Annotated in this window: 12 protein-coding genes; 3 read left to right on the top strand and 9 right to left on the bottom strand. The window is 51.5% G+C overall.

Translation table 11 applies throughout. From position 1 onward, the window contains the following. Window positions 1-8 precede the first annotated feature (8 nt). On the bottom strand, window positions 9-1,112 hold the full coding sequence (gene proB / locus ACLJQD_RS12025) for a glutamate 5-kinase (protein WP_001285275.1): 1,104 nt from the start codon (window positions 1,110-1,112) through the stop codon (window positions 9-11). A gap of 282 nt (window positions 1,113-1,394) precedes the next feature. Here proB and phoE point away from each other — a divergent pair, with 282 nt between their 5' ends. Next, window positions 1,395-2,447, top strand: a complete 1,053-nt coding sequence (phoE, locus tag ACLJQD_RS12020) for a phosphoporin PhoE (protein ID WP_001043673.1) — start codon at window positions 1,395-1,397, stop codon at window positions 2,445-2,447. 50 nt (window positions 2,448-2,497) lie between these two features. Here the strand turns inward: phoE and crl are convergent, their stop codons facing one another. From crl to gpt, 3 genes are all read right to left on the bottom strand, one after another. Beyond that, complete coding sequence (gene crl / locus ACLJQD_RS12015) at window positions 2,498-2,899, bottom strand: sigma factor-binding protein Crl (protein ID WP_000174693.1); 402 nt, start codon at window positions 2,897-2,899, stop codon at window positions 2,498-2,500. Between the two features lie 57 nt (window positions 2,900-2,956). After that, window positions 2,957-4,201 carry an esterase FrsA gene (frsA, locus tag ACLJQD_RS12010; protein ID WP_000189586.1) on the bottom strand — a complete coding sequence of 415 codons (1,245 nt, stop codon included), beginning with the start codon at window positions 4,199-4,201 and terminating at the stop codon, window positions 2,957-2,959. Between the two features lie 88 nt (window positions 4,202-4,289). Beyond that, entirely contained in the window at window positions 4,290-4,748 is a 459-nt protein-coding gene (gpt, locus tag ACLJQD_RS12005) for a xanthine phosphoribosyltransferase (RefSeq protein ID WP_001292018.1), read from the bottom strand. A 248-nt stretch (window positions 4,749-4,996) separates the two neighbouring features. Here gpt and pepD point away from each other — a divergent pair, with 248 nt between their 5' ends. Continuing rightward, entirely contained in the window at window positions 4,997-6,454 is a 1,458-nt protein-coding gene (gene pepD / locus ACLJQD_RS12000; RefSeq protein ID WP_017442094.1) for a cytosol nonspecific dipeptidase, read from the top strand. A gap of 155 nt (window positions 6,455-6,609) precedes the next feature. Here the strand turns inward: pepD and prfH are convergent, their stop codons facing one another. The 3 genes from prfH to dinB all read right to left on the bottom strand — a co-directional run bounded on the left by prfH (window position 6,610) and on the right by dinB (window position 9,634). After that, window positions 6,610-7,224 (bottom strand): peptide chain release factor H, encoded by a 615-nt coding sequence (prfH, locus tag ACLJQD_RS11995; RefSeq protein ID WP_017442093.1) that lies wholly within the window; start codon window positions 7,222-7,224, stop codon window positions 6,610-6,612. Continuing rightward, the gene (locus ACLJQD_RS11990) at window positions 7,221-8,360 is read right to left on the bottom strand and encodes an RNA ligase RtcB family protein (RefSeq protein ID WP_000528886.1); all 1,140 of its coding nucleotides are present in this window, start codon (window positions 8,358-8,360) and stop codon (window positions 7,221-7,223) included. The genes prfH and ACLJQD_RS11990 overlap by 4 nt, the downstream gene beginning before the upstream one ends. A 218-nt stretch (window positions 8,361-8,578) precedes the next feature. Next, entirely contained in the window at window positions 8,579-9,634 is a 1,056-nt protein-coding gene (gene dinB, locus ACLJQD_RS11985; RefSeq protein WP_001226204.1) for a DNA polymerase IV, read from the bottom strand. 249 nt (window positions 9,635-9,883) lie between these two features. Between dinB and dpaA the strand changes: the two genes are divergently transcribed. After that, window positions 9,884-10,624 carry a peptidoglycan meso-diaminopimelic acid protein amidase gene (gene dpaA / locus ACLJQD_RS11980; protein ID WP_001225658.1) on the top strand — a complete coding sequence of 247 codons (741 nt, stop codon included), beginning with the start codon at window positions 9,884-9,886 and terminating at the stop codon, window positions 10,622-10,624. Here the strand turns inward: dpaA and ACLJQD_RS11975 are convergent. Together ACLJQD_RS11975 and lpcA are read right to left on the bottom strand one after the other, a co-directional pair. Continuing rightward, window positions 10,595-11,362 carry a class II glutamine amidotransferase gene (locus tag ACLJQD_RS11975; RefSeq protein WP_000333387.1) on the bottom strand — a complete coding sequence of 256 codons (768 nt, stop codon included), beginning with the start codon at window positions 11,360-11,362 and terminating at the stop codon, window positions 10,595-10,597. The genes dpaA and ACLJQD_RS11975 overlap by 30 nt on opposite strands. A 212-nt stretch (window positions 11,363-11,574) precedes the next feature. Beyond that, entirely contained in the window at window positions 11,575-12,153 is a 579-nt protein-coding gene (lpcA, locus tag ACLJQD_RS11970) for a D-sedoheptulose 7-phosphate isomerase (protein ID WP_000284051.1), read from the bottom strand. Window positions 12,154-12,200 lie beyond the last annotated feature (47 nt).

The following is a 12,200-nucleotide window of genomic DNA, read 5'->3' as shown; positions in this document are numbered from 1 at the left end:
CCTGTTCCTTATCGAGTAATCATGTCATCACGATGAACAGCGACCGGGCCATATTCATAGCCCAGAATCGCATCGATTTGTTGAGAGTGGTGACCGGCTATCCGCCGCAGAGCATCACTGTTATAACGGCTGACGCCATGAGCAATATCACGCCCTTGCAGGTTACAAATTCTGATGACCTCCCCCCGCGAGAAATTGCCCGTCACGCTTTTGATGCCTTTTGGCAGAAGTGAACTGCCACGTTCCAGCATTGCCGCGGTCGCGCCTTCATCAACCGTAATTTCGCCTGCCGGCGGCGCGCCGAAGATCCAGCGTTTGCGGTTCTCCAGCGGCGAGGCTTGCGCATGAAAACGGGTGCCGACGGAAATCCCCTCCATCACATCGCCGATAACGCCCGGTTTACTGCCTGAGGCAATAATCGTATCAATACCCGCGCGACAGGCCACGTCTGCCGCCTGAAGCTTAGTGCTCATACCACCGGTTCCCAGCCCGGAAACGCTGTCTCCCGCGATAGAGCGCAGCGCATCGTCAACGCCATACACATCTTTGATAAGCTCCGCCTGCGGATTGCTACGCGGATCGGCGGTAAATAATCCTTGCTGATCGGTCAGCAGCAGCAGTTTATCCGCGCCTGCCAGGATCGCCGCCAGCGCGGAGAGGTTATCGTTGTCGCCCACTTTAATTTCCGCTGTCGCAACGGCATCATTTTCATTGATAACCGGCACAATATGGTTATCCAGTAATGCACGCAGCGTATCGCGGGCGTTCAGAAAGCGCTCTCTGTCTTCCATATCCGCACGCGTCAACAGCATCTGCCCGATGTGGATACCGTAAATTGAAAACAACTGCTCCCACAGTTGAATCAGACGGCTTTGCCCTACCGCCGCCAGAAGCTGTTTAGAGGCAATTGTTGCCGGCAGTTCCGGGTAGCCGAGATGTTCACGTCCGGCGGCAATCGCGCCAGAGGTAACAATAACAATACGATGTCCCGCGGCGTGTAGCTGCGCGCACTGGCGGACAAGTTCTACGATATGGGCACGGTTCAGGCGGCGCGATCCGCCTGTTAGCACGCTGGTGCCGAGTTTTACGACCAGCGTCTGGCTGTCACTCATGATTCTCTGCCGTTCAAAATAAGAAATAAAGACCAAATGAACGTTTTAGCAGGACTGGCTCCGGTTGCCAACAACCTGTACGCGTAGCGTGAAATTTTGTTGCGCAGGATCAGCAAGCGTAGCGGCAGAATTTGACCATTTTATTACCGCAACAATTAAACATATTTTTTTAAAAAAATTCTCACTTTGTCATAAATCTTTCATTACCGAACGTTAAAAACCTTCCTGTTTTTTACCGGGTTTCCCGACAAATCATAGCGCGTAATTAAAACAGGAATGGAAATGAATAAGAGCACTCTGGCAATAGTGGTGAGTATCATCGCATCAGCATCTGTTCACGCCGCCGAGGTTTACAATAAAAACGGTAATAAGCTTGATGTGTATGGAAAAGTTAAAGCCATGCACTATATGAGCGATTATGACAGCAAAGATGGCGATCAAAGCTACGTTCGTTTTGGTTTTAAAGGCGAAACGCAAATTAACGATCAATTGACCGGCTACGGGCGCTGGGAAGCTGAGTTTGCCGGTAATAAAGCCGAAAGTGATTCGTCCCAGCAAAAAACCCGCCTGGCCTTTGCTGGCCTGAAATTAAAAGATATCGGTTCTTTTGACTATGGACGTAACCTGGGCGCGCTGTACGATGTTGAAGCCTGGACGGATATGTTTCCCGAATTCGGCGGCGACTCTTCCGCTCAGACCGATAATTTTATGACTAAACGCGCCAGCGGGCTGGCGACTTACCGCAATACCGATTTCTTCGGCATCGTTGATGGACTGGATCTTACCTTACAGTATCAGGGGAAAAACGAAAATCGCGATGTGAAAAAGCAAAACGGCGACGGCTTCGGCACATCCGTGAGCTATGATTTCGGCGGCAGCGATTTTGCCGTCAGCGGCGCTTATACTCTCTCCGATCGCACCAGGGAGCAAAATCTGCAGCGCCGCGGTACGGGCGATAAAGCCGAAGCCTGGGCTACGGGTGTTAAGTATGACGCTAATGATATTTATATTGCGACCTTCTATTCAGAAACCCGCAACATGACGCCAGTTTCCGGCGGATTTGCCAATAAAACCCAAAACTTCGAAGCAGTTATCCAGTATCAGTTTGATTTTGGTCTGCGTCCGTCATTAGGCTATGTGCTGTCAAAAGGCAAAGATATTGAGGGCGTCGGCAGTGAGGATTTGGTGAATTACATTGACGTTGGCGCAACCTATTACTTCAACAAAAATATGTCCGCGTTTGTAGATTACAAAATCAATCAGCTTAATAGCGATAACACGTTAGGCATTAATGACGATGATATTGTGGCAATAGGGTTGACCTACCAGTTCTGATAAGTCGCATTGTGCCTGATGGCGCTACGCCATCAGGCATGACAGCAGGGTTATGCCGACAGTTTTACCGGCTCGTCGTTGAAATCGTCAGACGGCTCCAGCGCCAGCTCCATAGAAATCAGCAGGTCGCGTAGCTTTTCATGAAACTCGCGTAGCGTGTATTCCAGTCGCTCCACCACTTCGGTTTCGTTAATCGGCACTGCGGTCCAGTTGCCCTCTTTATCAAACAAACCAAACTGATAACGATAAGTGAAGCGTTTCTCTTGTGCTTCCAGCTCCATCCACCAGCCCCAAAATTCACGCTTCTCTGGCGCGGGCTTCACGTTGACGCAAACTGCCAGGCAATCGAAAAAAAAACGATTGTCTTCGCACTGCCCTTCCCGGATATAGGGGCCAAGCGCGGTAAATTTCTTGATCAATCTACTTTTCGGGTGTCCACTCGGTAACGTCATTGCGATCTCCTTTAATGAAGCAACTGTTTTACCAAATCAATAGAATTTATCAATCTATTAACACAATCTATGATTAATCCAGTCGGTAATTTCTTGCAGCGCGTGGTCAAAATTGCGGTACACCGGGTTAAAAGGGATCTCTATCAGCTTACCGTCTGAAGATGATGTTGTAATTAAGCGAGACTCTTCTTCCGGGCTGAAAGGATCGTTTTTCCAGAAGCCGGAAAGCATTGGCGTAGGACAACGTCTGCCCAGTAGCCCCTGTACTTTCAACGAATAGCGATTGAGCTCCACACGCAGCGCCTCATCCGAAGCATCATGCATACCCAGACGGCTGGCCAGCACATCCAGATACATCTCCGGCACCGTGCTCTGTCGTTGCGGATCGCTAAGTAGCGCATGGACCACCGGCCCCAGGCAAGCCACCGCTTTCAAACGCGGCGCTTCCAGATAGGCCAGACGCACCGCAACGTTGGCGCCAAAACGGAAACCAAACGCCGCAACACGGGTATGATCCACCCAGGGGACATTAGGAAGCGCTTTTAACACATGCTGGTGGAGCAAGCTGGAATCCTGGGTTAATTTCCACTTTGATGAAAATCCAACCGAAGGCATATCAAGCGTTAACATCGCAATACCGCGCGGCGCGAAATAGCGTTCATACAGGGTGTAATAGTCGGTTTGCATGGCGTCCAGGCCGCCGCACATGAGCACCGTCGGAAACGGACCATCCCCTTTCGGCATATGTAAAAACGCGGTGACAGGCGAACCGCCAGGAACGGCAAATTCCATTTCACGTAACGAGCCGGGCAACCGCTGCGCGGCCTCTTCATAGGCGCGATTCGCCAGCGCCTGCGCCTGCTCCGCCAGCTCATCGCCCTTCAAATGCGGGTAGGCGGCAATGTTATAGAGCGTTGAAGCATGAAGCCAGTAGCGTCCGCTGCGCATGGCGTCCTGTTCCTGACAGGCTTTCTGCTGCCAGTCCATCGCCTGCTTTGCCCACTCATAAATCCAGTTGCCGCCGCGGTAACCGATGACCGTATCGTATAAATCATCATCCGTTCGCTCTGCGTCGCTCATCACAATACGCGCCTGCACATCAAGGATTTCTCGTGGATCAACGCCGCGCCAAATCCACATCAGGCGGTTTATCATGCGATACCAGTGCGGGACGTTCTTACCGTCCAGCGCGGATTGCATGGGCGGCTGCGACCCACGATTGAACCGACGGACAAGGGTAGACGTTTCAGTATGTTTAAAGCGGGGTTTGAACAGGGTTTCGCTGAGGTTAGCCTGTGTCATTCGTGCAGCCTCCTTGGATACTCATAGAGGCTTATTGTAACCAATAAAACAGCGCCCGGCATTGCCGGGCGCTCTGAAAAGCTGCTGATTAACGACCTGAAATCGGCGGTACAAATACCACACCCATATCCCAGGGCTGCTCAATCCAAGTGTTCTGAGGAATATCAATAACATAATCATCAACCAGCGGACGGCCCGCCGGTTTAGCGAAAATCGTGACGAAATGCGCTTTAGGGTACATTTCGCGAATCGCGACGGCGGTGCCGCCGGTATCGACCAGATCGTCGATGACGATAAAGCCTTCGCCGTCGCCTTCTGCACGTTTCAGCACTTTCAGTTCGCGCTGGTTATCGTGATCGTAGCTGGAGATGCATACGGTATCGACATGACGAATGCCCAATTCACGCGCCAGTAGTGCGCCCGGTACAAGGCCGCCACGACTTACGGCAATAATGCCTTTCCATTGTTCTGAAGGCATGAGGCGGCTCGCCAGTTTGCGTGCGTGAATCTGCAACATGTCCCAGGTGACGACGTATTTTTCGCTCATGTGAAGTGTCCCAGCCTGTTTATCTACGGCTTAAAAAGTGTTCGAGGGGGAAATAGTTGCGCGAGATTATAGAGACCTGACGCGCTAAAAACCAGTGTTTAGCGGAATCCACGCCTCTTTTTGTATGCTTTATACTACCCGCAGGCGGAGAAAGTGGTATTCTCAGTCGCATCTCGTAAGAGTTATCAATTCCGCTAACCCTGTGGCCTGTAAGAACGTTTTTCAGACCACCGCCAAGGAGACTTATCGTGTCTGAACTGTCTCAGTTATCACCACAACCTTTGTGGGATATTTTTGCCAAAATCTGTTCTATTCCTCACCCGTCCTATCACGAAGAGCAACTCGCGGAACATATTGTGAGTTGGGCCAAAGAGAAAGGCCTTTACGTGGATCGCGACCAGGTCGGTAATATTCTGATCCGTAAGCCCGCCACTGCAGGTATGGAAAATCGCAAGCCGGTCGTTTTACAGGCGCATCTGGATATGGTGCCGCAAAAAAATAGCGACACCGTTCACGACTTCACTACAGATCCCATCCGGCCTTATATTGATGGCGAATGGGTTAAAGCGCGCGGTACTACGCTCGGCGCCGACAATGGTATTGGAATGGCTTCTGCGTTAGCGGTACTGGCTGACGATAATGTCGTCCACGGCCCGCTGGAAGTGCTGCTGACCATGACCGAAGAAGCGGGCATGGATGGCGCGTTCGGCCTCCAGTCCGGCTGGTTGCAGGCCGACATCCTGATCAACACCGACTCTGAAGAAGAAGGTGAGATCTATATGGGCTGCGCAGGCGGCATCGATTTTACCTCTAATCTGCCGTTGACCCGTGAAGCTGTACCCGCAGGATTTGCATGCTTTAAGCTAACCCTGAAAGGCCTGAAAGGCGGCCACTCCGGTGGTGAAATTCACCTAGGCCTTGGCAATGCCAACAAATTGCTGGCGCGTTTTCTGGCCGGGCACGCAGAAGAACTGGATCTGCGTCTGATCGATTTCAACGGCGGCACGCTGCGTAACGCGATTCCGCGCGAAGCGTTCGCTACCCTCGCCGTTGCCGCAGACAACGTAGGCGCTCTGAAAACATTAGTGAACGCTTACCAGGATATTCTGAAAAACGAACTGGCGGAAAAAGAGAAAAACCTGACGCTGCAACTCAATGAGGTTGCCAGTGATAAAGCCGCATTGACCGCGCCGTCACGCGATACCTTTGTGCGCCTGCTGAACGCAACGCCGAACGGCGTGATCCGCAATTCAGACGTGGCGAAAGGCGTAGTGGAAACATCGCTGAACGTTGGCGTGGTCACAATGTCTGATGCGAATGTCGAAATTCACTGCCTGATTCGCTCTCTTATCGACAGCGGTAAAGATTATGTGGTGAGTATGCTGGATTCGCTGGGCAAGCTGGCTGGCGCGAAAACCGAAGCAAAAGGCAGCTATCCGGGCTGGCAGCCCGATGCGAACTCGCCGGTCATGCACCTGGTGCGGGAAACCTATCAGCGTCTGTTCAACAAGACACCGAACATCCAGATTATCCACGCTGGCCTGGAATGCGGTCTGTTTAAGAAACCCTATCCGGATATGGACATGGTTTCTATTGGGCCTACCATTACCGGACCTCACTCTCCGGATGAGCAGGTGCATATCGAAAGCGTCGGCCACTACTGGACTCTGCTGACCGAATTGCTGAAAGCGATTCCTGCGAAGTAAGAAAGCGCTAAAATGCCCGTCCCATTTCTGGACGGGCTATCAATATGGAATATCGGGTATCCATTGCCAGATAAACTCTCCTGAATGCGCTGAAATAGCGCTGCGGCTACACGCGAATAGCCGGACAGCCCTATAACAGCGCCGGTAACACCGAATTATTGTGGCGTAAACGCCATTCCTTTAAATATCCGTAGCGGATTGCCGCGCTCAATCTGATGATGGAACAGACGCCTTTCAGACCTCAACGCCGCACACTCATTTTGCCGTTGCTGTTCCAGCCGCCAGGCAATCAGCAGCCGGGCCAGACGCTTATTCGCATGTTGACTGCGCTCCGACTGAACCTTCACACTAATCCCGCTCGCCAGGTGCGTGGCCCGCACTGCCGAGTCGGTTTTATTAACGTGCTGCCCACCCGGGCCGGAAGAGCGCAGAGTCTCGAAACGAATCTCATCAGACTGTATGTGCTCGTCGGCGGAAAAGCGCCCAATGCCGACGTACCAGTTTTTTCGCCCATGGTGCGGACGATACGGGCTGGTACAAATCCACAGTAACGTGCCACACCAACGTTCACTGAAAGCCATAGCTTTTTCGCCGTCCAGCGAGACCAGCGCGGAACGCAGCGTGTCTGGTAATCGTCCCGGCTCTGTTTCAAGTCGCGTCAACGATACCTTTTCTCTGGCGGCTTCTTTCGTCAGACAATCCAGCGCTTTTTTTACCGCCAGACAACACTCGTCCGGCCCCTGCGCAGAAGAAAGTTGCAGTAAGATCATGCGCTTTTCTCCCCTGAGGTTTTCAGCGTCAGCACCGGACGCAGGCAGGCAACTGGCGTAATCAGTCCGGCGTCTGCCAGACAATCCACAACGCTATCGATGGATTTATACGCCTGCGGCGCTTCTTCATAAATGAGCTGGCGATCGCGGCAAATCACCCGGCTACCCATCCCGGTACGGCAGAGCTGTCGCGGGGTAAATTTTGCCGATAACCGGTCTTTACACTCGGTACGCATCCATTTGCGCCCCGCGCCATGCGCCAGGGAGAAGAGGCTCTCCTCGCTGACGACGGGTTTCACCAGCCAGCTATAATCGCCGCGCGAGCCGGGGATAATCACCAGTCCCTGCCCATCTGGCGTAGCGCCTTTACGGTGCAGCCACCCCGCCTCACCCGCGACAGTACAGGGTTCAACGAAGTTATGCGCCACATCCAGCCGCGGTTCGCCCTCAGCCTTGAGCTGTTGCAGTATCCGGCGGGCAATCAGCGCGCGATTACTGCGGGCAAATGCCAGCGCATCGTCATGTTCTGCAAGGTAGCGGCGCGCATCGTCGCTATCTTCCGGCAAACCGTTATGCGAAAACGCCTCCACATGACGACGCAGGATAGCTTGCCCCAGACCGCGTGAACCACTGTGTACCAGCAGTAATAACTGCGCTTTTTGCAACCCCGACAAAGCGAACGAATCAGCATCGACGATGCGATCGACCTGCTGCAGCTCGGCAAAATGATTGCCGCCGCCAATGGAACCCAGCGCAGAGCGCCACGAATGATGCTGCATTGCGGCGGGGACATTCTCCTCCAGCCACTGCGCGTCCGCCACGTCAGGCAGCGACGCCAGACGCTTCTCCAGTTTATCGGCGTTATATTTACGCCCTAAAATATCCGTTTGCCATAACGCCATGCCGCAGCCGATATCGTTGCCGACCAGCGCCGGATAAAAGCGTCCACGCGAGAAAAAGGCTGCGCCAATAGGGTAGCCGCGCCCCGGATGCAGATCTGGCATCCCGATAACGCGTTTCATACCGGTTAACTTAGCCGTCGTATATAATTGTTGGATCGCGGAATCTTCGATCCACAGGTTATCTGATGCGATAGAAAATACCACATCTGATAAAGGACGAATATAATTGCCCATATACCATTCCATATATGAATTAAAAAATCAGGAAATGGCAGACTAATCCAGGGCAATAAAAGAAAATTAATCCTGGAAATGTCTGCAAAGTGCGTTCAGAGAATAAAGTGTCATGATGAACCTCCTTTGCAGTTATTGAGAATGAGAAAACGCGGGTATAGTAATACTGAAATTTAGATGGCGCAATCGTAATAGTGATAAAATCTTAATAGCCTGACTTATAACCCTAACACCAACTGTCGTTCCAGTTGAGGGTCGAGCAGCGTTACGTGTAGCCCCACCAGCCGTACGCCGCGCTCGCCGCGACGCTCGTCCCAGGTTTTACGGGCGGTGGTAATTAAGTCTTCTTTATTTAATTGCGGCCAGACATGTTCCTGAGTGGTTTGCTGAAAATCATTAAATTTTAATTTAACGCCCTGTCGGGCAATCAGTAAATCGGGCTTTACTATAGCCAGACGACGCTCCAGTTCCGGATATAAATGTTCAATAATGGCCTCGCAGTCCGACCACTCATGAATATCCTCCGCCAGAGTACGTTCAACGCCTACCGATTTACGCAGCCTTTCGCTGTTAACATCACGCTCGTCAATACCCTGACTACGCTCCCATAATACCCGGCCAAATTTACCGAAGCGTTTGAGAAGCATCGCCAGATCGCACTGTTGAATATCCCCGCAGGTTCTTAACCCCATATTTTCCAGTTTGGCGGCGGAAACTTTCCCCACGCCTGGAATTTTGGCTAACGGCAACGTTTTAAGAAAGCCGGGTACATCGGCTGGCGTAATAACATATTGTCCGTTCGGTTTATTGAGATCGGAGGCAATCTTCGCCAGAAATTTCACTGGCGCAACGCCGGCGGAGGCGGTGAGTTGCAGTTCATTGAAAATAGTCTGACGAATCTCCCTGGCGATCAGAGTTGCCGAACCATAACAGTGCGGGCTGTCAGTCACATCCAGCCAGGCTTCATCCAGCGAGAGCGGTTCAATCAGTGAAGTGTAGCGGGAAAAGATGTCACGTACATGCCGTGAAGCCTCTTTATAGGCGTCAAAGCGGCCAGGCAGTAAGGTGAGATGGGGGCACAGCTTTAGCGCCATGGCAGTCGGCATCGCGCTGCGTACGCCAAACTGGCGCGCAGGATAGTTGGCGGTACTGATAACACCTCTTCGCTCACGACTCCCGCCAATGGCAATGGGGATATCGCGTAACGCCGGATTATCACGCATCTCTACCGCGGCAAAAAAACAGTCCATATCAACATGTATGATTTTGCGCATCGCTCGCCCCCACAATACTGTTTAAGTGTACAGTATGTTTTATTGCGCGCAAAGATACATTCGCGTTAAAAATGCGACATATTCGAAGGTATGACGACGAAAGCGGCGGGAAAATTGTAAACGTACACACGGGGACTTGCGAAAAACTGCCGTGGTGCTAATGTGAGCGCTCCAAATCCAGATTACTCCGATTTGGGGACTCTTTTGCCGTTCTGGCGTGTGTAACCGTTTTATCAAGGAACAAGCAGTATGCGTAAAATCGCATTTTTTCTTGCGATGCTTCTGATGCCGTGCGTCTCATTTGCCGGTTTGCTGAGCAGCAGCAGCCCCGTCACGCCGGTCAGTAAAGAGTATAAGCAGCAGTTAATGGGCTCACCGGTCTATATTCAGATTTTTAAAGAAGAGCGCACTCTTGATCTCTACGTCAAAATGGGTGAGCAATACCAGTTGCTTGATAGCTACAAAATTTGCAACTATTCCGGCGGGTTAGGCCCGAAACGCCGTCAGGGCGATTTTAAAAGTCCGGAAGGGTTTTACAGCGTTCAGCGTAATCAACTCAAGCCAGACAGCCGTTTTTATAAGGCCATCAACATTGGTTTTCCCAATGCCTACGATCGCGCGCATGGCTATGATGGTAAATATCTGATGATTCACGGTGCCTGTGTTTCCGTCGGCTGCTATGCCATGACCGACAGCGGCATTGATGAGATTTTCCAGTTTGTCACCGCCGCGCTGGTCTTTGGTCAGCCGAGCGTGCAGGTGAGTATTTATCCGTTCCGGATGACCGACGCCAATATGCAGCGTCATAAGTATTCTTATTACAAAGATTTCTGGGCGCAGCTAAAACCCGGCTACGATTATTTTGAACAGACGCATAAGCCGCCAACTGTTTCTATCGTTGATGGACGTTACGTCGTGAGCAAACCGTTGAGTCACGAAGTCGTTCAGCCACAGCTGGCCTCAAATTATACGCTCTCCGAGGCAAAATAACGCCCATTCGCCTGGCATAATCTTTTGCCAGGTTTCATTCCCCGTTAGCGGCTGGGTAGCAATCACGGTAACCACGTCATTTGGCGTGGTCTGTGAACTGAAATCAATTTCCATATCCTGATCCACCAGCGTGGCTACGCCAAACGGCGCCCGGCGAGTGATCCAGTGCAAATGGGTTGAGCAAAACGCCATCACATATCGCCCATCTGACAGCAGCATGTTAAAAACGCCTTTTTCACGTAATACCGTCGCCAGTGTCGCAATATATTTAAATACCGCCGTCATATTGCCCGGCGTGCGGGGATAACGCTGCGTTAATTTATGCAATAGCCAGCAAAACGCTTTTTCGCTGTCGGTTTCCCCCACCGGACGAAAATTACCGGTTTCCAGCGACTTATAACCGTTGAGCTGACCGTTATGAGCATAAGTCCAGTTGCGTCCCCATAATTCCCGGGTAAAAGGGTGTGTATTTTCCAGCGCCACTTCACCGCGATTAGCCTGACGGATATGGGCGATAACTGAGCAGGACTTGATCGGGTAATTCTGTACCAGTTTCGCAATCGGCGAATGGTAGCTCGGTTGCGGATCTTTAAACGTGCGACAGCCCTTTCCTTCGTAAAAGGTAATTCCCCAGCCGTCTTTATGCGGCCCGGTTCCGCCGCCACGCTGCACCAGTCCGGTGAAGCTAAAGCAGATATCCGTCGGCACATTGGCGCTCATCCCAAGCAGTTCGCACATACATCACCTCCACAAACGCCTTAAGCGGGAAGGCGTAATTTTTACAGCCAATCAAAACTCAAAATATCAAAGAAAACAATATGCTATACCCTAAATAATTCGAGTTGCAGGAAGGCGGTAAGGGAGGAAATCCCCAGGAGCATAGATAACTATGTGACTGGGGTTTCTGAGCGCAACCAACGCACCTGCAGCTTGAAGTATGACGGGTATAGTTATTTAACCATCTCTTTTTCGATCAGTTGAATCAGGATATGAATCACTTTGATATGAATTTCCTGAATACGATCGGCATAACCGAAGTGCGGTACGCGAATTTCAATATCCGCCGTTCCCGCCATTTTGCCGCCGTCTTTGCCGGTCAACGTAATCACTTTCATGCCTTTTTCACGGGCCGCGGCAATCGCTTTAATCACGTTACCAGAGTTACCCGACGTCGAGATCCCTAACAGGACATCGCCTTCGCGCCCTACCGCCTCAACGTAACGAGAGAAAATATAGTCATAGCCAAAATCATTACTGACGCAGGATATATGGCTAACATCAGAAATCGCAATTGCCGGGTAGCCCGGACGATTTTCACGATAACGACCTGTCAGCTCTTCAGCAAAGTGCATCGCATCGCAATGGGAGCCGCCGTTACCGCAGGAAAGTACCTTACCACCCGCTTTAAAACTGTCAGCCAACAGGACCGCCGCGCGCTGAATGGCGTGAATATTGGCGTCATCTTTTAAAAAATTAGCCAGCGTTTCCGCCGCTTCGTTCAGTTCGTTACGAATAAGATCCTGGTACATGAGGATATCCTTCAGCATGAATGTAAATGACAGTATGCAGTGTACCG

Origin of the sequence: Salmonella sp. SAL04214, assembly GCF_046550615.1 — a bacterium.
Lineage (GTDB): Bacteria > Pseudomonadota > Gammaproteobacteria > Enterobacterales > Enterobacteriaceae > Salmonella > Salmonella enterica.
This window is presented reverse-complemented; position numbering and strand designations above follow the sequence as displayed.